General features: G+C 40.0%; 21 protein-coding genes. 15 read left to right on the forward strand and 6 right to left on the reverse strand.

The window, feature by feature from the left end:
* Nucleotides 1-219: 219 nt before the first annotated feature.
* Nucleotides 220-906 carry a response regulator gene (locus tag FB6_RS10410; RefSeq protein WP_086175456.1) on the reverse strand — a complete coding sequence of 229 codons (687 nt, stop codon included), beginning with the start codon at nucleotides 904-906 and terminating at the stop codon, nucleotides 220-222.
* Between the two features lie 13 nt (nucleotides 907-919).
* On the reverse strand, nucleotides 920-2,581 hold the full coding sequence (gene baeS / locus FB6_RS10415) for a sensor histidine kinase efflux regulator BaeS (RefSeq protein ID WP_174559933.1): 1,662 nt from the start codon (nucleotides 2,579-2,581) through the stop codon (nucleotides 920-922).
* Between the two features lie 135 nt (nucleotides 2,582-2,716).
* On the opposite strand from baeS, the gene FB6_RS10420 reads away from it, so the two are divergent.
* From FB6_RS10420 to FB6_RS10430, 3 genes are all read left to right on the forward strand, one after another.
* Nucleotides 2,717-3,340, forward strand: coding sequence for a hypothetical protein (locus FB6_RS10420; RefSeq protein WP_174559934.1), 624 nt, complete (start codon nucleotides 2,717-2,719; stop codon nucleotides 3,338-3,340).
* Between the two features lie 298 nt (nucleotides 3,341-3,638).
* A complete protein-coding gene (locus FB6_RS10425; protein WP_174559935.1) occupies nucleotides 3,639-5,441 on the forward strand; it encodes an acyl-CoA dehydrogenase C-terminal domain-containing protein in 1,803 nt (600 codons plus the stop codon).
* Nucleotides 5,442-5,611: 170 nt separating this feature from the next.
* Nucleotides 5,612-7,393, forward strand: coding sequence for an acyl-CoA dehydrogenase C-terminal domain-containing protein (locus FB6_RS10430; protein WP_174559936.1), 1,782 nt, complete (start codon nucleotides 5,612-5,614; stop codon nucleotides 7,391-7,393).
* Between the two features lie 55 nt (nucleotides 7,394-7,448).
* On the opposite strand, the gene FB6_RS10435 is transcribed toward FB6_RS10430, so the two are convergent.
* A complete protein-coding gene (locus FB6_RS10435; protein WP_174559937.1) occupies nucleotides 7,449-7,658 on the reverse strand; it encodes a hypothetical protein in 210 nt (69 codons plus the stop codon).
* A gap of 169 nt (nucleotides 7,659-7,827) precedes the next feature.
* On the opposite strand from FB6_RS10435, the gene FB6_RS10440 reads away from it, so the two are divergent.
* Nucleotides 7,828-8,325 (forward strand): phosphate-starvation-inducible protein PsiE, encoded by a 498-nt coding sequence (locus tag FB6_RS10440; RefSeq protein ID WP_174559938.1) that lies wholly within the window; start codon nucleotides 7,828-7,830, stop codon nucleotides 8,323-8,325.
* A gap of 75 nt (nucleotides 8,326-8,400) precedes the next feature.
* Here FB6_RS10440 and FB6_RS10445 read toward each other — a convergent pair whose 3' ends face one another.
* A complete protein-coding gene (locus FB6_RS10445) occupies nucleotides 8,401-8,880 on the reverse strand; it encodes an RcnB family protein (protein WP_174559939.1) in 480 nt (159 codons plus the stop codon).
* Between the two features lie 198 nt (nucleotides 8,881-9,078).
* Between FB6_RS10445 and FB6_RS10450 the strand changes: the two genes are divergently transcribed.
* Complete coding sequence (locus FB6_RS10450) at nucleotides 9,079-9,531, forward strand: hypothetical protein (protein ID WP_174559940.1); 453 nt, start codon at nucleotides 9,079-9,081, stop codon at nucleotides 9,529-9,531.
* 87 nt (nucleotides 9,532-9,618) lie between these two features.
* Here FB6_RS10450 and FB6_RS10455 read toward each other — a convergent pair whose 3' ends face one another.
* Together FB6_RS10455 and znuD are read right to left on the reverse strand one after the other, a co-directional pair.
* Nucleotides 9,619-11,082, reverse strand: coding sequence for a phospholipase D family protein (locus FB6_RS10455; protein WP_174559941.1), 1,464 nt, complete (start codon nucleotides 11,080-11,082; stop codon nucleotides 9,619-9,621).
* A gap of 106 nt (nucleotides 11,083-11,188) precedes the next feature.
* Nucleotides 11,189-13,222 (reverse strand): zinc piracy TonB-dependent receptor ZnuD, encoded by a 2,034-nt coding sequence (gene znuD, locus FB6_RS10460; RefSeq protein WP_174559942.1) that lies wholly within the window; start codon nucleotides 13,220-13,222, stop codon nucleotides 11,189-11,191.
* 145 nt (nucleotides 13,223-13,367) lie between these two features.
* Here znuD and FB6_RS10465 point away from each other — a divergent pair, with 145 nt between their 5' ends.
* From FB6_RS10465 to FB6_RS10510, 10 genes are all read left to right on the forward strand, one after another.
* On the forward strand, nucleotides 13,368-14,141 hold the full coding sequence (locus FB6_RS10465) for a DUF4184 family protein (protein WP_174559943.1): 774 nt from the start codon (nucleotides 13,368-13,370) through the stop codon (nucleotides 14,139-14,141).
* A gap of 170 nt (nucleotides 14,142-14,311) precedes the next feature.
* Entirely contained in the window at nucleotides 14,312-16,102 is a 1,791-nt protein-coding gene (aspS, locus tag FB6_RS10470) for an aspartate--tRNA ligase (RefSeq protein WP_174559944.1), read from the forward strand.
* A 118-nt stretch (nucleotides 16,103-16,220) separates the two neighbouring features.
* Complete coding sequence (locus tag FB6_RS10475) at nucleotides 16,221-16,442, forward strand: hypothetical protein (RefSeq protein ID WP_174559945.1); 222 nt, start codon at nucleotides 16,221-16,223, stop codon at nucleotides 16,440-16,442.
* 175 nt (nucleotides 16,443-16,617) lie between these two features.
* Nucleotides 16,618-17,487: a lysophospholipid acyltransferase family protein gene (locus FB6_RS10480; RefSeq protein WP_174559946.1), complete on the forward strand. Its 870-nt coding sequence runs from the start codon at nucleotides 16,618-16,620 to the stop codon at nucleotides 17,485-17,487.
* A gap of 160 nt (nucleotides 17,488-17,647) precedes the next feature.
* Nucleotides 17,648-18,589 (forward strand): CgeB family protein, encoded by a 942-nt coding sequence (locus FB6_RS10485; protein ID WP_174559947.1) that lies wholly within the window; start codon nucleotides 17,648-17,650, stop codon nucleotides 18,587-18,589.
* Between the two features lie 28 nt (nucleotides 18,590-18,617).
* Entirely contained in the window at nucleotides 18,618-19,634 is a 1,017-nt protein-coding gene (locus FB6_RS10490; RefSeq protein ID WP_174559948.1) for a glycosyltransferase family 2 protein, read from the forward strand.
* Nucleotides 19,635-19,716: 82 nt separating this feature from the next.
* Complete coding sequence (locus FB6_RS10495) at nucleotides 19,717-20,115, forward strand: sugar 3,4-ketoisomerase (RefSeq protein ID WP_174559949.1); 399 nt, start codon at nucleotides 19,717-19,719, stop codon at nucleotides 20,113-20,115.
* A 1-nt stretch (nucleotide 20,116) separates the two neighbouring features.
* Nucleotides 20,117-20,587: an acyltransferase gene (locus FB6_RS10500; protein WP_217427339.1), complete on the forward strand. Its 471-nt coding sequence runs from the start codon at nucleotides 20,117-20,119 to the stop codon at nucleotides 20,585-20,587.
* On the forward strand, nucleotides 20,580-21,692 hold the full coding sequence (locus FB6_RS10505; protein ID WP_174559951.1) for a DegT/DnrJ/EryC1/StrS family aminotransferase: 1,113 nt from the start codon (nucleotides 20,580-20,582) through the stop codon (nucleotides 21,690-21,692). Before FB6_RS10500 ends, FB6_RS10505 begins: the two co-directional genes overlap by 8 nt.
* Complete coding sequence (locus FB6_RS10510; RefSeq protein WP_174559952.1) at nucleotides 21,679-22,743, forward strand: glycosyltransferase family A protein; 1,065 nt, start codon at nucleotides 21,679-21,681, stop codon at nucleotides 22,741-22,743. Before FB6_RS10505 ends, FB6_RS10510 begins: the two co-directional genes overlap by 14 nt.
* Nucleotides 22,744-22,790: the final 47 nt, after the last annotated feature.

Consider the following 22,790-nt stretch of genomic DNA (forward strand, 5'->3'; position numbering starts at 1 on the left):
TCGGATGCTTATATTTCAGAAATCACTCAACGTTTGAATCATCGCCCAAGAAAAAGACTCGGATTTAGAAGCCCGAGTCAGGTATTATTCCAAGAACATGGTGTTGCACTTCAAATGCTAATCTAAGATTTTCACATTTACCTTTTAACTCAAGCTTCGTTTTCATTGCCAATAAAAAAGCGAGCCACCAAGGCTCGCTTTTAATCATTTCATTCTGAACTAATCTTCCGGATATTCAAAACGGTAACCTACCCCATACACCGCCTGAATCCACTCATGACGGTTGCCGGTTTCTGCCGCGTCAGAAATTTTACGGCGCAGGTTTTTAATGTGGCTGTCAATCACGCGATCTGCCACATCAAAACTGTCCGGGTTAATATGATCAAGCAGTTGCGCACGTGAATACACCTGACCGACATGTTCCAGGAACAACTCTAATAAACGGAATTCGGTTGGCGTTAAGTTCAAGGTTTTTTGTTGATACCAAATGCGTTGCTGCGCCTTATCCATACGGAACAGACTGTTTTGTTCAGGCTCAACCTGACGGTCTAAACGGCGTAACACCGCTTGTACACGTGCAACCAGCTCTTTTGGACTAAACGGTTTACAAATATAGTCATCTGCCCCCATATTCAGACCCAATACCCGGTCAATTTCTTCAGTCCGCGCGGTCACCATAATAATGGGTAAATCCGACTGTTCGCGTACTTTACGGCAAATGGTCAAACCGTCCATACGCGGAACCATCAAGTCCAGAATCATCAAACTTGGTTTACGTTGCAAAAAGCTGTCATAAGCTTCTTGCCCATCATGAAACATGCTGACCTCAAAACCCGCAGCTTCCAGATAGTCCCGCACCAGTTGTGCAAGTTCAACTTCATCTTCGACCAGCATGACATGTTTCATGAATATTATTCCTTTATTTGTTCAACTGTTTTGGAAAAGTCAGTTTGCAGCGCAAACCACCTAATGGAGAGTGATCAAAACTCAACTGTCCGCCCAATGCCTGCGCAATTTTACCAGATAATGCCAAGCCTAAACCTGTACCGCCAGTACTCCGGGTACGCGAATCATCCACACGATAGAAACGTTCGCCCAAACGAGCCAACTGTTCATCACTCAATCCCAGCGGACTGTCATCCACAATCACACTCCACTGCGTTGCAGATTGTTCGGTATGCACACGAACTTCACCACCTGCTTCAGTATAGCGAATACTGTTACCAAGTAAGTTGACCATAATTTGTTTAAAACGATCTATGTCTAATTGTAAATTCGCCCCTTCTCCCTGCACTGAAATAGCCAGATCAGCTTGAGCAAATTTAGGTTTGAAGTTTTCCACTTCTTGCAGTACCACATTCCACGGATCGACTTCCGTCATATAGCATTTCAGTTGCTGGGCTTCAACCTGAGCCAAATCTGCCAGATCCTGAGTCAGTTTTTTCAGACTGGTCACTTGACGCAGCATCGATTCAAAATGTTCCGGCGTCGGTTTACGAATTCCGTCCTGCATCGCTTCAATTTGCGCTTGCAGCACTGCCAATGGTGTTTTTAATTCATGTGATGTATCTGCTACCCACTGACGGCGCGACTGTTCATGCTGATCCAAAATCACCGCCAATTGGTTAATTTCAGTCGACAGATCACCTAACTCATCATTGCGGTTAATTTTCACCTGATGCTGATAATGCCCTTTAGTCAGTTCACGTGTGGCATTGAGTAAACGCTGAATCGGTTTTTTGAAATACGTTGCCAACAATAAAGCCGCAATCAAACTGCTCAGGAAAGTTAAGCCATAGACCAGCAATAAATAGCGTTTTTGATTACTAAAGAAATTGATACTTAGAGCATCATCCTGATCCAGTACCGGTTTTAGCCCCAAATAACCGACAATTTTATCGTCCACTATAATAGGACGATATGACACCGGACTATCCGATGGCTCCCCCACCACGAACTGTTTTCTCGCATCATAAAGTGAAAGCCGTGAACTGAGTCCCAAACGGTCAGGCATGGAGATAAACTGCTTTTTCTGGCTTTGATTTTGTGCAGGATTTGCAGCTTTACCCTCAGATTTTTTATCTGGACGGAAGATATTCTGATTGGCACTTAAAGGAAATTTAAGCCCTTCAAATGGCTGATACTCCGAAGGTAAATTCAACTCCATCATGTGAAGTTCTTCTTGATCAATGACCGGTTTGCTTGGCTCGGTTTTATTTAAACTCGGAGATGCATTAATCAGGGTATTTTCCTGAAAATAACGCTGCTGCAAGGCAATATCATATTGACGGCGTAACCACCAGCGCGACAAGCGGTCATAGTCATCCGGTGCAGCAGTTCCTTCAATTTGCAGAATTTGTGCTTGAATGGCATTGCCCCAGTCATGGTAAACGGAATAGACGCCAGCCAGATTACTGATGACATGATCCAGTTTCTGCATTTCCACATCGGCCACATAACGGGTAAAATTCTTTTGCATGGTCCAATGCAATACCCCCAGGCTGACGGTGGTAATCACCAAGGTGGTGAGCAGTACAGTCAGAAACAAGCGTAAGGCAATCGGAACACGGCGAATCTTCAAAAGCTCAGTCTCAATCTTTTTTCTCAATGTTTTATTGTAACCAACCCTGCAACAAAAAACTCTTCATTGTTTCTTCATCATTATTGTTTAATCTTTAACTTATCAAATTACGTTTTTTCATTGGAGATAACAACAATGAATTCCATGACAAAAATGGCTTTAGTAGGTGCAAGTGTATTCAGCATGGGCGCTTTAACAGCCTGTCAATCGACCAATTCGGTTCAAGACAAAGAAGGTGATCATGCACGCATGATGCAGGATCATCATCGAATGTCTGATCACAAAATGACGCCAGAACAACGTGAGCAGTTCCAGCAAGCTCGCGCCGAACGTCAGGAAGTGATGAAAAGCATTAAAACCGCCTGTGACGGTAAAGCGGTCGGTTCTGCGGTACAAGTCAAGGCGGGTGAAAAAACCATTGATGGGACTTGCATGATGCGCTTCACAGCAGATCGCGCAGCGATGAAGCAAATGCGCCGCGAACATCATCCTATGCAGGGTGAAATGAAAGACATGCGTATGATGCATCACGGCGAACCATTGACTGATGCAAAACGTGCAGAATTAACCAAGCAATTTGATCAGCGCCTGGCAGAACGCCAAGCACATCAACAGGCCATGTTAAAAGCCTGCCAAGGCAAGGCGAATGGTACGGCAGTTCAAGTTAAAGTCGGCACCCACAGCATGAATGGCAAATGTGAAGTTCGCTTCCAGCCTAAAATGCCGGTTGCACCCGCTCCAGTGAAATCCACGCCATAATCATCTGAACCCATTTCAAAAGGCGCAACTGAGCGCCTTTTTTATTGCACATAAAAATTTACGTTTTTGACTATTTATGACATCAAATAAAGCATAAAAACATTTACACTCAATACACTTAGCACTTTCAAAGCAGAAATCTTTGACTTTACAGTCACCAAGAAAACACATGGAAAAGCTTGTACCAAGTAAGAAGATGTTGCACGATTAAGCCATACAAATACGTGTCACTGAAGGCGGCACGTTCCAATGTTTATTAGGATTATAAGCTGGTTAAACCAGTATTGAGGAAACCGATATGCCACAATACAAAGCGCCCTTACGTGATATGCAATTCGTTCTGCATGAACTTTTAAATGCAGAAGAACACTATGCAAAACTCCCTGCATTTCAAGAAACCGTAAGCCGTGAGTTGGTTGATCAATATTTAGAAGCCGCTGCTGACTTCTGTGAAAATGAACTTTCTCCTTTGAACCAAGTGGGCGACCGCGAAGGTTGTACCTGGAACGACGGTGTTGTTACTACTCCGACTGGTTTTAAAGAAGCGTACCAAAAATATATCGAATTGGGTTTCCCCTCTCTTTCTGCTGAAGAACAATACGGCGGTCAAGGCTTGCCTGTTTCTTTAGGCAACGTGATCTCTGAAATGGTCGGTACATCAAACTGGGCATGGGGCATGTACCCTGGCCTTTCACACGGTGCCGTTCGTACTTTAGAACATCACGGTTCTCAAGAACAAAAAGATACTTACCTGCCTAACCTGGTTTCAGGTGTTTGGACAGGTACTATGTGTTTAACAGAATCTCACGCAGGTTCTGACTTGGGTATCATTCGTACCAAAGCTGAACCAAATGCAGATGGCAGCTATGCAATTTCTGGCGAGAAAATCTTTATCTCTGCCGGTGAACACGACATGGCGGACAACATTGTTCACATCGTGTTAGCGCGCCTTCCAGGTGCACCTAAAGGCACTAAAGGTATTTCACTGTTCATCGTTCCGAAATTTAACGTGAATGCTGACGGTTCGCTTGGCGAACGCAATGCCGTTCGTTGTGGTTCAATCGAACACAAAATGGGTATCCATGGTAATGCGACGTGTGTGATCAATTTCGATAACGCAAAAGGCTTCCTGATTGGCCCTGAAAACCGCGGCTTAAACTGCATGTTCACATTCATGAACACTGCACGTATTGGTACTGCGGTACAAGGTCTTTCAGCTTCTGAAGGTGCGTTCCAGGGTGCATTGGCTTATGCTAAAGACCGTTTGGCGATGCGTTCACTTTCAGGTGTTAAAGCGCCAGAAAAAGAAGCCGATCCGATTATTGTTCACCCAGCTGTGCGTAACATGCTGTTGACACAAAAATCATTTGCAGAAGCTGGCCGTGCATTGGTTTACCTATTGTCTTTACACGCTGACATCGTTGAACAAGGTGCTACTGAAGAAGAACGTAAAGCTTCTGACAACATCTTGTCTTTATTAACGCCTATCGCAAAAGCATTCTTAACTGAAACAGGTTCTGAATCTGCGAAACACGGTGTTCAAGTATTCGGTGGTCATGGCTTCATTTCTGAACATGGCATGGAACAAATCGTACGTGATACACGTATCTCTTGCTTGTACGAAGGAACCACTGAAATTCAGGCGCTTGACTTGTTAGGCCGTAAAGTACTAGGTACTCAAGGTGCAATGTTGAAAGACTTCACCAAGATGATCCACAAATTCTGCGATGCCAACAAAGACAATGCTGCAATGAAAGAATTTGTTGAACCGCTTGCTGCTCTCAATAAAGAGTGGGGTGACTTGACTATGCAGATTGGTATGCGTGCAATGCAAAACCCGGATGAAGTGGGCGCTGCTGCAGTTGATTACCTATACTTCTCTGGTTATGTAACCCTTGCTTACCTATGGGCTCGCATGGCGCTTGTTGCTCAAGAAACATTGGCTACTGGTACAACTGATGTAGATTTCTACAACGCGAAAGTCACCACTGCCCGTTTCTACTTCAAGAAAATTCTGCCACGCGTACGTTCACACGTAGACGTGATTGCCGGTGGTGTAGAACCATTAATGTCTTTAGATGCTGAACATTTCGCATTCTAAGCGGATGCAGCATTAAGATAATCTGAGAAAAAGGACGGTCATGGTTTTGGCAGTCCTTTTTCTTTATCAAAAATCGAAAATAATTAACCTTTAGTCGTCTAACAACATGAATTTTCATGTATTAGACTCATGAAACCGAACTGAATCAAACAATAAACAGGTGACTCACTATGCCAATCTATAATGCGCCTCTTGCGGATATGAAATTCATCCTGAATGATGTTTTCAATGCAGAACAATTCTGGCAAGCCAATGAAAATCTTGCGCATGTTGATGCCGCAACGGCTGAAGCCATTCTTGAAGAAATGGCTAAATTTGCGCAAAACGTCACTCATCCATTAAACCGTACAGGTGATGAAGAAGGCGCAAGCTATAGTAATGGTGCAGTGACCACCCCTGCCGGCTTTAAAGAAGCATTCAAACAATATGCTGATGGCGGCTGGATTGGTTTGGCGGCAGATGAAGAATGGGGCGGTCAAGGCATGCCGAAAATGCTGACCGTACTTGCAGATGAAATGCTGTTCGCCACCAACCCGTCTTTCATGCTCTACCCGCTGCTTTCTGTGGGTGCAGGTATGGCTTTAAACAGCTATGCATCACAAGAGCAAAAAGAAACTTATTTACCTAAAATCTACTCTGGCGAATGGTCAGGGACCATGTGCTTAACCGAGCCGCATGCAGGTACGGACTTGGGTATTATCAAAACTAAAGCTGAGCGTAATGAAGACGGTACTTATAACATTACCGGTACGAAAATCTTCATTACCGGCGGTGATCACGACCTGGCTGAAAACATCATTCACCTCGTTCTAGCAAAAACTCCGGATGCGCCTGCAGGTTCACGTGGTATTTCCCTGTTCATCGTACCAAAATTTATGGTCAATGAAGATGGTTCATTGGGTGAACGCAATCATGCTGGCCCAGGATCAATCGAACACAAAATGGGGATCAAAGCTTCTGCAACGTGTGTGATGAACTTTGACGGTGCCAAAGGTTACCTCGTTGGTAAAGAAAATGAAGGCCTGGCTGCCATGTTCGTGATGATGAACTACGAACGTTTGTCTATGGGTATTCAAGGTCTGGGCGCGTCTGAATTTGCTTATCAAAACGCAGCACAATATGCGACAGATCGCTTGCAAGGCCGTAGTGCATCTGGCATTCAGTCTCCAAACAAACCAGCTGACAGTATTTTAGTGCATGGCGATGTGCGTCGTATGTTGCTTAATGCTCGTGCCAACAACGAAGCCTCTCGTGCTTTCGCTGTCTATGTGGGTCAACAGCTGGATATCACCAAATTCTCAACCGATCCTGAAGCTGTAAAAAAAGCCAATGACCGTGTTGCACTTTTGACTCCAATTGCCAAAGCCTACTTAACCGATACTGCTTTTAACGCAACTTTAGATGCACAGATGGTCTTTGGTGGTCATGGCTTTATCCGTGAGTGGGGTATGGAACAATGTATCCGTGACCTGCGTATTGCCCAAATTTACGAAGGAACCAATGGTGTTCAATCTCAAGATTTGATTGGCCGTAAAACCATTAAATGTGGCGGTGCATTCCTTGCAGAATACATTCAGGAAATCCGTGATTTCGCGAATGGTCTAGATGCAGACTTAAACTTCATTAAAGATGCCACTTTAGATGCAGCGGCAGAAGTAGAATCAGTAACCCAATACATTATTGAAGCTGCGGGTGAAAATGCAGAATTCCCGAACTCAGCAGCAGTAGATTACTTACATGCGGTGGGTTTACTCAGCTTTGCTTATATGTTCGCGCGTATTGCCAATGCAGCCAAAGCCAAAGATGGCGAGTTCTACCAAAACAAATTGTCGCTTGCACTTTACTTTACTCAACGCATCTTGCCTGAATTGGCACTGCGCATTGCCAAAGTGAAAGCAGGTTCTGAAGTGATTATGAATTTCTCTGAAGATTACTTCACCAATCAAGCTTAATTGAGTCAATAAAAAATGCCTGCACATGCAGGCATTTTTTATGTGTAAAAATTGCTTAGATTTTTTCAACAACAATCGAATTTGACTTGGTTTTGCTACTTTGTGCATCTTGATGAATGTTCACAATTTTAATTACACCCTCTGATTGCAGGCTCTCACATAATGCAATCAACTTCTGCATTTCATCTGTCTTCATTCCCGAACCCAAAATCAGTTTTTTGCCGTTTGCTAAACTATTAATTTTTGTTTGAATTGTTTCTAACATTTTTCTTTTCCCTGATTCATAACATAACCCTTCATACATTACATGAAATCTGTATAAAAAAAAGTCAACCAACTAAAATATTTAACCTCAGAGATTCTATGAAGTTTTAATGTGCATGAAACTTGCATGATGTTTCATATAAATGACGAGCAAGAGAAAGGAGGAAAAGATGCCAAAACCTGAGAACAAAGTTGAAAAAATTGAGACCCTCCTCGACCGTTTCGGAAATATTGCAGTAGAAAGTTTTCACTATATTGCGCTGTTTATTATTGGCTGTATGGTGATCTGGTCTGCCGGGCATACCGTATTCGAAATTCTGACCGTGAAGCAATTCGCCAGCATTGATGATATTTTGCTGCTGTTTATTTATCTAGAACTGGGTGCCATGGTCGGTATTTATTTTAAAACCAATCATATGCCTGTACGATTTTTAATTTATATTGCCATTACCGCACTGACTCGCCTGCTGATTTCGGATATTCAACATGACCATAAAGCCGATATGGATTTGGTGATTATTACCGGTTCGATCCTGATTTTAGCCATTGCCATCTTGGTGGTTCGCTATGCATCCTGGACTTTTCCATCAGTCATTCGAGATAAACATAGTGAAAATATCTTGCCTGCAGACAAGACCCCACGCCCGCAAGATGATGAACTTGCCTAAGCTTTAACTTCCAAATCCCCCTCAATCCCCCTTTTCCAAAGGGGGAAGTATGCTGTGGAAATGTAATCTTAAAATTTAACGATTCGGCACAAGAACATAACGTCCATTTTCAAAAATCCAATAAGTTCCACTCGGCGGTGCAGGCAAACCCAAACGCTGCCAATCACTAATCAAGGTATAGTTAGAACTTTCAATACGGGCCGTATTGGGGTCCCCATTTACCCAGCTATAACTTTGCGAGTTATGGGTGATGGTGGTTGGAGCAGTGTATTGAATGCTAATACCATTTTGAATGGGTGGATAAGGCTGCGGACGATTCGGATAATGCGGCCGATTTTGCGGATAATGATTCTGTGGGTACTGATTTTGTGGATAACGATTATAAGGATAATTCGGATACTGCTGTGGATATTGGTTTTGTGAATAATGCGGTCGATGCTGATATTTGCTTGTATCTACACCACGATAATTCGACCACTGATTTTCAGCCTGCGTTGTAGCAGAAGCCCCCAAAAGCATCATGCCACCAACAGCACAAAGCATTGCTACTTTCATAAGAGCCTCCCAACGATATTCATCGTCTATAATATATATAACTTATTTTAATCCATAGTTTAGGATAAAAAATGAATAAAAAAACATCGAATGCAATGTTTTGTAAATTAAATATTTTCCTGAGCTGATTGCTTCAGGCAACAAAGTTCTGCAGATCTATATGCTAAGATATTTCTTTTCTTTCTTGGATCAAATAGAGTGGCTGATTTAAGTTTTGACCGCCTACATCAATTCTTTTGTAAAGTGCCGAGTGTACAAGAAGCATTGATTAATGCTTATGGTTCAGATGGTCAACATGCTTGGTGGTTTAAGTTTCAAATCAATATCGAACACCCTCTTGCATGGCAAACCGTTCAGGAATTGGGTCATGTTCTGAATTACATTTCCAAAAATGAACGTCTTCCAACCCAGTTTCTACCTGTTTCACCCCCACCTTATATGAATGGTGAAGCCAAAGAGTTTTTGGCCTGGGTTATTCAGTGTAACCATCCGGACTTTTCACCCGATGTGGTGTGTGACTGGTTAGAAGCACGCTTACCACAACCGGTGGAAGATGCTGAGAAATGGAAAATTAAAACCGATATCAAAGAACTGGATCAAATGAGCGATAAGGATCTGGATACTTTGGTTCCGCCGAATCCTGAAAAGTAAATTTTTTATTATTCTACCTCTCCCTAACCCTCTCCTACAAGGAGAGGGAACTCCTTCTCCCTTTGGGAGAAGGTTGGGATGAGGGCTTTAAAACGTCGACAACCCGCTCCATTCCATAAAACGATAAATCACATATTTAAACTTGGATTCATCGGCATATCGGCTGTAATCCACACTCATCTTTTTGTCATTCAAGTTCGACCACGCTGTATCAAAATATTGATTCGCATCTTTAAACACCGCTGCCTGTGCCGAGCCAACCACACGTAAATTGGTTTCCAAATTATAATTTTTGATATTACGCGCTGTGAAATTGGCAGAGCCTAAAATCAATTCAGCATTTTTGGCATCTTGTTTCACAATCATTTTGCTATGGCACTGCTCACCTTGCGTATTACACCAGCGTACCGGCACACCTGCATCGTTGAGTTCAGAAGCCACCTGCCGGTTGGGAATACCATTTTTTTGACGGCCAAAAGCATCTTTATTCGGATCTAGCAACACACGCAGTTTGACCCCACGTTCATGTGCTGCAATTAATGCTTTAACAATATGACGTTCAGATAGATAGAACATGGCCAAGTCGATCTTCTGCCCAGACTTGGCGGTTTCAATCAGTTGCAGGGTCTGATCATAAATCGCTTGTTCCGTCAGTACCTGAACTTGAGGCAAAGACTGATCACCTTCGAACTCACCCATAATTACCATCGGGATATCGCCTTTGGACATTCGGCCCACTGCCTGTTCGGTTTTGAGCACATCCACCGCGGTATTGCCTGACACCACCAAAGCCACATTGGAATGACGCGAGCTGCCATCATGCGGGTTTGCAGAAGTCACCAGCGCTTTCCAGCCCTGCGCTGTATCCACGACCAGTGTTTTACGGTGATTGGCTTTAAAATTAAACAAATTGAAATAGCTGCGTAAGGTAATTTTTTCCTGCCCAAAAGGATTGGCCAACCAGCCTTTTTCCGGATTATTGCCTGCATCCTGACAGCAGATGTACCAAAAGCCGGACCACAATGGATTGGAAGTCCGCAAGGGTCTTAAATCAGTTTCAATCACATCAATACCAGCGGCACGTAACTGACGATAATGTTCGGGCGCAATCCCGCCATAGACCGAATTAATCGGGTCAGTAATGACTTTAATTTCAATCGTCGGTTGTGCCCGATGTTTTAAAATCAAGGCATCAGTCAGATTTTGAGCCAATGTTTGATGTGGCAGAGTGGATTCACCGACCTCTTTATTGAATAAAAACATATCTAGCACAATGGTGGTTTGTGCCTCATCAATCATTTTTAACATTTCATTAAAAATATGATGATCTTGCTGCTGTTTACCACGGGCATCAATATAGGTTTGATCTGCTAGAAAATTCACCTCGGCATGACGCAATTTACCGGTAAAATCCAGCCCTGCTGGCAATGGTTTATAGGTATGATAAATTGCAGATGAGAGATAGCCCACCGCCAATAAACTGATGATCACGCTGACATAACGACGGCGTGACCAATTCAATTTCTGATGAATTCGTTGAAAAATACGCATAACAAAAAACCTAGTCCAATGACATCAGACTAGGTTTTATTGCTTTATTTTTCAAGAGGATTTCTGTGACTTGCCCTGCAATGATGTTATCTATCCCAGCTTTTTACTAGAAACCGAATTCCAGACCTACAGTAAAGTTACGACCTACCTGCGGAATATTGGATAAGAATGATGCATGTGAATACACTTGTTCATCCAGCAGGTTATTGGCTTTGAAATAGACGCGATAATCGTTCTGTTTGGCATATTGGCCTGCATAAGACAGCCCCAGATTCAGCATATTGTAGCCATCAGTTTCACGCTCATAGCTGGCGATTTTGTCCTGATTAAACACATGATAATACTCCGCCAGACCCGACCAGTGATCATCAAAACTGGCATCTACTTTGGTTCCCAGACGGCCGGCTGGAACACGTGGCGCATTTTCACTGTCAATTTTACCGCGTACATAATCACCAAATACCCCAAGTTTATAGGTATCGCTTAAGGCATAAGAAGCTTCAGCTTCCACTCCATAAAATTTAGCTTTGTCTTGCTTATAATCGACTAAACGAAAATCTTTATAAGAAGCCGTGGTATCTGCATAAATAAAGTTGTCAAACCAGTTGTGATAGACATGTACATGGTAATCCAATTTATCTTGCTCATAATGTAAACCCAACTCCAGATTATTGGATTTTTCTGGATTTAGATTTTCATTACCACGCTCATAAGTATTGGTCGCCAAATGTTTGCCATCTGCATACAGCTCTTGCGCTAAAGGTAAACGCTCTTGATGAGAACCAACCAATGAGAGCTTATAACTTGGTGCAAAAGCCCAGTTTAATGCCCCTGAATAAGAGAAGCCGTAATCATCAAAATCTTTCTTGTTGGTATCAATATCAATTTTTTGCTGTTCAAGGCGTGCACCCAGTTCTACGTGCAAATCATTAAATTGCTTATGTTCCAGGCCAAATAGGCTCCACTTTTGGGTTTTGTTTGGATCCAGTAAGGCTTCTGTACCACTAATATTCAGTTTTTGCTGGCTATATTGTCCACCAATCACTCCTTCCCATTCGGCAATCGGGCTGTGAACCAATTCTAAACGTGCATCATAAGCTTTGCTTTTAAAGGTAGTTTCTACTGAATTTTCTTCAATTTCATCATGCTTATAGTCAGTATAACTGGCATGTGCACGCAGCTTTTCAAAACCGGCAAAAGGATCGTTTAATTCAGTACGGATATCATAACGCTCAGTTTTCAGATCTACCCAAGGGCCTGCTTCATGATCATCATGATGACTATGACCTGCATGCAGGCCACATCCAATCAAGGCATTGCCGGATACTTCACAATCTTCATATTCATGACTATGACCCGGTAAACCGTATTGATCCTGACGGTTGCTATAAGAAATCCCACTAAAACCACGATCATGAATCCATGATAGCCCGACATTTACAGCTTCGCCTTTGGCAAAGGTATTATCCACCCGTCGTTCTTTTTCGCCTTCATGCACATAATCTGGCGCGATATAACTATTGGCATCGCGCTTTGAGCCTTCAACCCTTAAAGCGACCTGACTGCCTAAGGCAACGGTCGTACCAGCACTGGCTAATTTTTCATCACTACCGCTGTTATAACGCAGTCCAACCTGACCTTCATAGCCTTTTTCCGGCATTTGAGTGGGGATCTTATTGTCCGTGACATTCACCAGCCCACCCACTGTACCTGCGCTATATAGCAAGGTCGAAGGACCACGAATAATTTCCACCTGCTTGGCTAGAATCGGATCAACAGTTACAGCATGGTCCGGGGAAAGTGTCGATACATCTGCTGTTTCAGAAGCATGTTCAAGCACTTTGACACGCGCCCCCTCTTGACCACGAATCACCGGACGGCTTGAACCTGAACCGTACTGATTGGACGATACCCCAAGTTCACCTGCCAATGCATCACCAATCGTTACACCACCTTGAGCGAGCTTTTTGTGATCAATGACCTGATCGGCCACTGCAAAATCTGCGGCCGATTGCACCAAAGGATGTGCCTGTAATTTGATAGTTTCTAATTGTTGGGTTTGTCCCTGCTCATCTGCAAAAACAGAAGGTGCAATCACGGCAAAAATAGAGAGTGTAATTAAATTCTTATGAAGGAACATGGAGCGGACTCAAAGCTGCAATTTTTAAAAATGTTATAATATAACATTTCATTTATTTTGCAATAAAAAACATTTCTTTTCTCATCATTGAGTTACACTCTTTTAAACCCAACTCCATACTGATTGATTTTAAAAAAATTTTTACATGCCATTTACCTTATCTCATGCTGTACTTGCTCCGCCAATTTCTAAGCTAAGTGGTAATACACTTCCTATAGCAGCACTTGCAATTGGCTGTATGATCCCTGATTTATATCGTCTGTTTGTCCAGCCAGGACGAAGCGATCCCTATCTGGCACATTACTGGAGTTCACTAATTTATCCAGACTTGCTTATAGGACTTGGCTTTTCACTTTTATGGTATGTTCTTTACCGTCCTGTCATTTATCGCTTTACCGGCATTCAGCATGATTTACAAATTTACTCTGTTGGGACTGCATTCAGATTCTTTATTGGCATTTGCCTGGCAGTAATTATTGGCACTAGTACTCATATTCTTTGGGATGGATTAACCCATGCCGATTTTCGTACTTTCGCCTTCAAAGACTTTTTAGAACAGAATATCCCACTGTTTGGACAAATTTATCCCTTACATAGAATTGTGCAAATTGCTACTTCCGTACTGACATTACCCATTTTAGTCTGGATGATATGGTCTTATTACCAACGCTATCGTCAACACTTAAAAATCAGTAAAAAAGTTATGTTTGCTGGATGGGGACTCAGTTTGATTGCTGTGTTTGCAGGGTTGGTTACCGTTTGGGACTATGCGCGTTATATTCCAAGCCACATTTGGCGTTCTGATCTTTATTCATTTATTGGCATTTCATTTAATGAATTTACTCAAACTGCATTAATTACGTTCAGCTTAGGCTGCATTTTATTTTTATTTTTTGACCGTGACCGTCGTTTGGGCTAAAACGGCTATTTCATTGTATCTGTACACCTGACATAGAGAATGCTCCACATTTTCCCCCGAGTTATTGTGACAAAATGTCCAAAAAGAGGCATAATCTCACATTCGAATAAAAGCGGTGCGCTGTTTACGTATTCGCTGACCTTAACCCATATAGTTGGATTTTTTACGCTATGATGCGAACTCATTACTGCGGCTCATTAACTGAAGCCCAAATTGACCAAACCGTAACATTATGCGGTTGGGTTCACCGTCGCCGTGACCACGGTGGTGTAATCTTCCTTGACATGCGTGACCGTGACGGTCTTGTTCAAGTGGTGATTGACCCTGATACTCCTGAAGCATTCTCTACTGCCGACAAGGCACGTTCTGAATTCGTATTAAAAATTACAGGCCGTGTACGTCGCCGCTATGAAGGCACAGAAAATGCCAACATGGTGAGTGGTCAAATCGAAGTTCTTGCAAAAGATATTGAAGTTCTTGCTGCGTCAGAAACTCCTCCATTCCCTTTAAATGACGAAAATACCAATATTTCTGAAGAAGTACGTTTGAAATATCGTTTCCTTGATATTCGCCGTCCAGAAATGATTGACCGTTTACGTTTCCGTTCTAAAGTTACTAACCTGATTCGTAACTACCTAGATGACCACGGCTTCCTTGACGTTGAAACACCAATCTTGACTCGTGCAACACCTGAAGGCGCACGTGACTACTTGGTTCCAAGCCGTGTTTCAAATGGTAGCTTCTATGCCCTTCCACAATCACCACAATTGTTCAAACAGTTGTTGATGGTAGGTGGTGTAGATCGTTACTACCAAATCGCGAAATGTTTCCGTGATGAAGACTTACGTGCGGATCGTCAGCCTGAATTCACTCAAATCGACATCGAAACATCGTTCTTAAACGATGACGACATTATGGATTTGATGGAAGGTATGACGGTTAAGATGTTCGACGAACTTCTTGGCGTAAAATTCGACAAATTCCAACGCATGACTTATGCAGATGCAATGCGTGACTATGCATCAGATAAGCCTGACTTGCGTATTCCTTTGAAACTGGTTGACGTTGCAGACATGATGCAAGACGTTGAGTTCAAAGTATTCGCAGGTCCTGCTAAAGATCCTAAAGGCCGTATTGTTGCGCTTCGCGTACCGGGTGCAGGTTCACTTCCACGTAGCCAAATCGACGAATACACTAAATTCGTGGGTATCTACGGTGCGAAAGGTTTGGCTTATATCAAAGTCAACGAACTTGAAAAAGGCATTGAAGGTCTTCAATCTCCGATCGTTAAATTCATCGAACCAATCGTGCTTGATTTGTTGAAACGTGTTGGCGCTGAAAATGGCGACATCGTATTCTTCGGTGCAGATAAAGCGAAAGTTGTAAACGATGCAATGGGCGCTTTACGTATCAAGATCGGTCATGACATGAACATGTCAACTTGCGAGTGGGCTCCACTTTGGGTTGTTGACTTCCCAATGTTTGAAGAAACTGATGATGGCAAATGGACTTCTGTTCACCACCCATTCACACTGCCAAAATCAAGTGTTGAAGACGTGAAGAACAATCCAGGTGAAGCATTGTCTGTCGCTTATGACATGGTATTGAATGGTACTGAAATCGGTGGTGGTTCACTTCGTATCTATACTTTAGAAATGCAAAAAGCCATTTTTGAAGCTTTAGGTATTGGTGAAGAAGAAGCAGAAGAGAAATTCAGCTTCTTGCTTAACGCATTGAAATTCGGTGCGCCTCCTCACGGTGGTTTGGCATTCGGTCTTGACCGTCTGGTGATGTTGATGACTGGTGCATCTTCAATCCGTGACGTGATTGCATTCCCTAAAACCAAGACTGCTGAATGTCCATTGACTCAAGCACCTGCACCAGTTGAACAAAATCAATTGCGTGATTTAGGTATCCGTCTTCGTGAAAAACCAAAAGCTGAAGCTAAACAAGAAGCTTAATTCTTGTCTGATTCAGTGATCAAAAACCCTGCTTCATGCAGGGTTTTTTATTGAATTGAGATTGGTTCTGGGTAGTGGCATAATACTGCTGTTTTTCTATTATTGAGTTAAGCAAGCTATGGCTATGCGTCCTGCTGTTCGTAATCGTGGCATCATGTTGATTGTGTTTTCTGTGGTGCAGTGGCTATTTATGCGTTATATCCTGGCAAATGGTTTACTCAACATGGATACCAACGAACGTATTTTATACTTTTGTGTCAGCAGTTTAGGCGGTGCCTTACTTATCTTTGTTGGCTTGATTTATATGGTTTTAAAAGGCAATGCCGACAAACCTGAATAACAGATTCTACTGACCACTGAACGGCAACATAAGTTTTAGTGGTTTTTTTATTTATTTTGTTCTCAAGACTTTTAACTCCTAATCTGTAGTTTAGACATGGCGCAGCATCATTGATGCAATAAAACTCTTACCAAAATTTTTCTTATTATACTCTTGTCCTTAGAGTTGCGCTGTCATGTATTTTTTATTCAAACTGGTCGCCTTACTCCCACTTTCTATTTTGCAATTGATCGCATCCTGGATTGCCCTATTACTAAATAGCCATAATTCATCCATGAAGCGGATTACCCAGATTAATCTGCAATTGGCTTATCCGGAATTAAGTGCAGCGCAACACAAACTCCTGATCAGGAAAAGTTTAAAAAGCCAATGTATGACCTATGTGGAATCGATTAAATGTTGGGGCATGTCACCTGAATACAGCTTGAATCAGATAAACAATGTTTATGGAGAACAGCATCTCAAGGAAGCATTAGCCAATAAAAAAGGCGTCATTGTGGTGGTCGCCCACTTTGGCTGTTGGGAACTTTTAAATGCCTGGCTGAATCTACAAACCGCACCCATGATCATGTACAAACCCAATAAGAATAAGGCTGTAAATCGCTTTATGTTAGAGGCGCGACAACGATTGAATGCGACGCTGGTTCCAACGGATGAAAATGGCGTGCGTGCCATCTTCAAACACCTGAAACAAGGTGGATTGACTGTGATCTTACCCGATCATCTTCCTAAAGCATCCGGCGGTATTTATTCGGATTTTTTTGGTCAAAAGGTATTATCGACTACACTGGTTTCAAAACTGGCCAATAAAACTCAATGCAATATCATTGGTCTTAGTTGTATCCGTGATGAAATTTCTGGTTTTAGTGTCTATTGTTCTCCACTATCCGATGAGATTTTATCTAAAGATTTACAAAGGTCTGTAGATCGCCTTAATCAGGATCTGGAAATCATGATTAATACTGCTCCAGAGCAATATATCTGGTCTTATAAGCGTTTTCGAAATGTTGAAGGACAGGAAAATATTTATTACAAAAAGCATTAAAAAATAACTATTTGTTTTTACTCGATTGTGGTCAATTCTCAGCAATGGCATAATTACTCCCTGCCACATTTACACTGATCCTCTTTCCCTATAAGTGGACTGATCAGAAATGATACTTATGTGCTTTATCCAGTTCCAACAAGGTTGCTAATCAATTCTAATGCAAAAATTTAAAATACTGATCATTGGAAAACGTGGTGGCATCCTGCAATGGTACGAAAACCTGCTTGCTGCACAGCATCAGACCACGACCTATACAATAGAAGGCTTCGCACTCAATCATAATAATAATCTTGAACGTACCCTCAAGAAAATTGTTCCGAATAAAGACCAATACACGGCAAACTTACTCAAAAAAAAATTATCAACTTTCCAACCCGATCTTATTTTGATTGCAGATCTGTTCTATTTTAACGATTACCTTTTACAGGTACTCAAAGAATCTGCTGCTAAAAAAGTTCACTGGATTGGTGATTTTTTTGATGAGCGCCTGAGTAAGTCTAAAGACATTATTGATTTATTTTGCTTTACTGACTCAAGTTTTATTGATGATGCCAAGAAAATTGGCATTGAAAAGAGTCTGTATTTGCCATTGGCTTATAATCCGGATGTTTTTTTTACAAGTAATGAATCGAAAGATCAGCGCTTATTATTTATCGGTGCGTGGTCAGCTGACCGTCAGGCATTGATGGAAAAGATTCCCTTGGCACTTACAATCTATGGCAAAGGCTGGGATAAACTAACAAAACAAAATTGTACTATTTATCCCCATAATATAAAATTAGAAAAAGTTGCAGAGCTTTATCGCAAACATACTTTTGTTCTCAATTTGATCAACAAAACGAATATACGACAGGGTATGAACATGCGCTGTTTTGAAGCTCCTGCCTGTGGCTGTATTTTAGTTAGTGCTTATGTCAAAGACCTTGAATATGCTTTTGATGTTGGCAACGAAATTATTTCTTTCTCTAATCCCGCGGAGTTAGCAGAAAAACTCCAAAATACCGATATTAATCCTGAATTGGCAATGCATAAAGTTCAATCCTGTCATACCTATCAACATAGGATAAAGACTTTGGTTGAAATGCTTTTATGTACCTGAAAATTTTATAAAAGTAGGTCTCATCCAAGTGTTCGTTAGTGTCATCATTCCCAGCTATAACCATGCACAATATTTAGCAGAAAGAATCGAGAGTATTCTGAATCAGACTTATGCTGATTTTGAGATTATTCTGCTTGATGACCTTTCTCCGGATAATACAGCAGAAATTTTAGAAAAATATAAATCACACCCTAAAGTTTCTCATTGCATCATTAATGAAAAAAATTCTGGCTCTACTTTTTTTCAATGGAATAAAGGAATGGAGTTGGCTAAAGGTGATTTAATCTGGATTGCTGAATCAGATGATGTTGCCGATCCTCACTTTTTAGAGAAGCTGGTTCCTCAATTTGATAAAAATCAAAATTTAGTCTTGGCTTATTGTCAATCTTATCGTATGAATGCAAATGGAATAGTGACAGGCTCTTGGAAAGATTGTACTGATCATATTGATCCAGCATTATTCCAATCAGATTTTGAAATATCCGGTTTAGAATATTTTGAGCGCTTTTTAAAAACAGGAAATAGCATTCCAAATGCTAGTGGCGTGATTTTTAAAAAACAAACCTATTTCGATGTTGGTAAGGCAAATTCACGCTTAAAATTTATAGGTGACTGGGACATCTGGTCTAAAATCGTTACTCAAGGAGATATTTTTTTTACTCATGAGTGTCTAAATTATTTTAGATATCACGATACCAGTGTTATTGCTCAAGCAAGAAAAAATAAAGATCATTTTGAATATAGAAATCAACTAATTTTATTTAGAAAGAGTATGTCACATTTTTTGAGCATATATCGAGAAAAGTGCAAAGCTGCTAATAAAACTTATTATATTAATGAAAAAATGTTATCGAAAGATCTAAGAAAAAATGCTTCATTAGCGATTAGAAAACACTATTTTAGTAAAATTATATCAACAACTATAATCGCGGTTAAAACACTGCCCTTTTATATTGTTCCTTTTTACTTATTGAAAATAACTTTACAATTTATTTTTTCGATTTTTACCTTTGCATTAAAAGGAAATAAAGATAGCTATAAATAATATTTAAAGTTATGAAATACTTTTTACTATGTTTCTTAATTTAGATAAAATATCGAATATCAACAAATGAATACGAAATTATATGCAAATTAAATTCCTTCCTCTACAAACTCATGGTGATGAGCGTGGTTCACTGATTGCATTAGAACAGGGTAAAAATATCCCTTTCGAGATTAAACGTGTTTATTATTTATTTAATACTGGTACTGATGTTCGTCGTGGCTTTCATGCACATAAAGATTTGACACAAGTTGTTGTTGCTGTTCGTGGTTCATGTCGTTTCTTACTTGATGATGGTAAAGAGAGAATTACATTACTGTTAGATAACCCAGCTCAAGGTCTATTAATTGATTCTTGCATTTGGCGTGAAATGTATGATTTTTCTGAGGATTGTGTACTAATGGTTTTAGCAAATCATTTATACGACGAGTCAGACTATATTAGAAATTATGATGATTTTTTAAATACTTATGGTAAATAGATTGAATTATTATATTCATCCTCTGAGCGATGTAAAATCAAAAAACATTGGTGAGGATACACGCATATGGCAATTTTCAGTAGTTTTTCCAAATGCAAAAATTGGCAAAAACTGTAATATATGTGCGCACACCTTAATCGAAAATGATGTTTCAGTTGGAAATAATGTAACTGTCAAATCAGGAGTGTTTCTTTGGGACGGTATTGTTGTCCAAGATGATGTCTTTATTGGACCAAATGCTACATTCACTAATGATAAAAAACCGAGATCAAAACAATATCCTGAAAGTTTTCTATCAACGTTAATTGAACAAGGCGCCTCTATAGGTGCCAATGCTACTATTTTGCCGGGGCTTACGATAGGCAAATTTAGCATGATCGGTGCTGGTTCCGTAGTTACTAAAGATGTTCCAGCATTTAGTATAGTCGTAGGCAATCCCGCTAAAATAATAGGTCAAGTTTCTCATGATTAACTTTTTAAACCTACAACAAATTAATCAACAATATAATGAAGAATTAATCGAAGCTTGTACTCGTGTCATAAATTCTGGTTGGTACATTGGAGGGAGTGAACTAGCAAAATTTGAGCAAAATTTTGCTAGTTTTTGCGGTACCAAATATGCAGTTGGAGTTGCTAATGGATTAGATGCTTTAGTCCTAGTATTTCGTGCTTGGAAAGAATTAGGAAAACTAAAAGATAATGATGAGGTTCTTGTTCCTGCGAATACTTATATTGCAAGTATCCTAGCTATTACAGCAAACAATTTAAAACCAATCTTAATTGAACCTGATGTTAATACTTATAATTTAGATTCAGGACTTATTGAATCACAAATTAATGATAAGACCAAAGCGATTTTAGCTGTTCATTTATACGGACAGCTAGCAGATATGCCCTCAATTAAAGCTATCGCTAACAAACATAATCTGTTAATTCTTGAAGACTCCGCTCAAGCACATGGAGCAAAATTAGATGGAATAAAAGCTGGTAATTGGGGTGACGCAGCAGGATTCAGTTTTTACCCTGGAAAAAATTTAGGCGCCTTAGGTGATGCTGGAGCGATTACTACCAATGATGCTGAGTTAGCAAATGTATTAATTGCGCTCAGAAACTATGGATCACATGAAAAATATAAAAACATTTATGCTGGTGTAAATAGTCGACTAGATGAAATCCAAGCAGCCATGTTAAATGTTAAATTAAAATATTTAGATAAAGAAATATTACATCGCCGTACAATTGCACAAGCATATTTAGAAAATATAAAGAATCCCCTAATTAAGCTACCTCTACAAAATAAAAATGCAGCATTATATGATCAACATGTATGGCATTTATTTGTTATTGAATGTGAAAAAAGAGATGAATTACAGAAGTATTTAACAGAACAAGGGATACAAACCTTAATTCATTACCCTATACCACCTCATAAACAACAAGCTTATAAAGAATTAAATCATCTAAGTTTCCCAATTACTGAAGGAATTCATAATCAAGTACTAAGTTTGCCTATTGGCCCTACATTGACATTTACTGAAGTTCAGAAAATTATTGAGTCTATAAATGAATTTATCTAAAAACCATCGCTTGTCAATTTGCTGTCTAGGTTACAATCACGCAAGTTTCTTAAAAGATACTCTTGATTCAATTTGTGCTATTCAATATGAGAATATTGAAGTTATCGTAGTTGATGATGGCTCTAAAGATAATAGTGTTCCTTTATTGAATGAATTAGCAGTTTCGTTTCCATATCCACTTAAAATTATTGCTCAACAAAATACTGGTAATATTGGTAAAAACTTTAATAATGCACTGAAAGAAGCAACTGGAGAATATGTAACATTCATAGCTTTAGATGATGTATTTCATTCAAAAATCATTCTTTCAGAATTATCTGAAATGAATAATAATCCTCAGTTAGCATTCATCGCTTCTTCAAAAGCGTTATCCATTGATAATGAAGGAATAGTTAATGAAAATACTCCACCAGAATTATCACTTTATCGTATGGAAAATCCTACACTTGAAAATCTTCTAGAATTGGAATATTCAGAATTCGGATCATTCTATATTCAAGGATCAATCATCAAAAAAGAAATAGTAGATATTATTGGCGGGTTTGATGAAGATATGACTGGTGATGATATTGTTTTAAGAACTAAAATTTTTAATTTTATGTTAAAAAACTCTCAATGGGATTTTAAAATCATCAAAGAAAATAATGTTTTTTACAGGCTTCATGACCATAATATTCATAAAAATACACCTCGCCAAATCAAAATAGTGACAGAATACCTAGATAAATTTTGGCCCAACAAGCCAAATCCATCTATACTAATTAACTGGGCTTGTCATATGATCAATACTTCCTCTTTTGAGAAGTCTATAGAAACACTAACACTCAATAAACGAGCAAAAAGTCTATTAAATGATGACAGGATTAAACATGCTATAAAAAACTCACTCAAGAATGACAATGAAAAACCATTTTTCAAAAAATTTATATTTTCAAAACAAAAAATAAATGATGCTCAACGACAAATTATTTTATTTGGATTTATAAAGTTTATTTATAAAAAGCACAAAAAAATATCACAAAAACCTAAAGTTCATTATTTAAAATACTAAACATAAAAAATTGAAGACATGTGATTATTTTATAAAAAATCACATGT

Origin of the sequence: Acinetobacter bouvetii, assembly GCF_902753875.1 — a bacterium.
GTDB lineage: Bacteria > Pseudomonadota > Gammaproteobacteria > Pseudomonadales > Moraxellaceae > Acinetobacter > Acinetobacter bouvetii_A.

Coding starts and splice junctions, on each gene's coding strand:
- FB6_RS10435 (WP_174559937.1), bottom strand. CDS start 7,658: ATGTTAGAAACAATTCAAACAAAAATTAATAGTTTAGCAAACGGCAAA.
- FB6_RS10475 (WP_174559945.1), top strand. CDS start 16,221: ATGGCTATGCGTCCTGCTGTTCGTAATCGTGGCATCATGTTGATTGTG.
- FB6_RS10425 (WP_174559935.1), top strand. CDS start 3,639: ATGCCACAATACAAAGCGCCCTTACGTGATATGCAATTCGTTCTGCAT.
- FB6_RS10420 (WP_174559934.1), top strand. CDS start 2,717: ATGAATTCCATGACAAAAATGGCTTTAGTAGGTGCAAGTGTATTCAGC.
- FB6_RS10445 (WP_174559939.1), bottom strand. CDS start 8,880: ATGAAAGTAGCAATGCTTTGTGCTGTTGGTGGCATGATGCTTTTGGGG.
- FB6_RS10510 (WP_174559952.1), top strand. CDS start 21,679: ATGAATTTATCTAAAAACCATCGCTTGTCAATTTGCTGTCTAGGTTAC.
- FB6_RS10430 (WP_174559936.1), top strand. CDS start 5,612: ATGCCAATCTATAATGCGCCTCTTGCGGATATGAAATTCATCCTGAAT.
- FB6_RS10455 (WP_174559941.1), bottom strand. CDS start 11,082: ATGCGTATTTTTCAACGAATTCATCAGAAATTGAATTGGTCACGCCGT.
- FB6_RS10465 (WP_174559943.1), top strand. CDS start 13,368: ATGCCATTTACCTTATCTCATGCTGTACTTGCTCCGCCAATTTCTAAG.
- FB6_RS10410 (WP_086175456.1), bottom strand. CDS start 906: ATGAAACATGTCATGCTGGTCGAAGATGAAGTTGAACTTGCACAACTG.
- FB6_RS10495 (WP_174559949.1), top strand. CDS start 19,717: ATGCAAATTAAATTCCTTCCTCTACAAACTCATGGTGATGAGCGTGGT.
- znuD (WP_174559942.1), bottom strand. CDS start 13,222: ATGTTCCTTCATAAGAATTTAATTACACTCTCTATTTTTGCCGTGATT.
- FB6_RS10485 (WP_174559947.1), top strand. CDS start 17,648: ATGCAAAAATTTAAAATACTGATCATTGGAAAACGTGGTGGCATCCTG.
- FB6_RS10440 (WP_174559938.1), top strand. CDS start 7,828: ATGCCAAAACCTGAGAACAAAGTTGAAAAAATTGAGACCCTCCTCGAC.
- aspS (WP_174559944.1), top strand. CDS start 14,312: ATGATGCGAACTCATTACTGCGGCTCATTAACTGAAGCCCAAATTGAC.
- FB6_RS10505 (WP_174559951.1), top strand. CDS start 20,580: ATGATTAACTTTTTAAACCTACAACAAATTAATCAACAATATAATGAA.
- FB6_RS10480 (WP_174559946.1), top strand. CDS start 16,618: ATGTATTTTTTATTCAAACTGGTCGCCTTACTCCCACTTTCTATTTTG.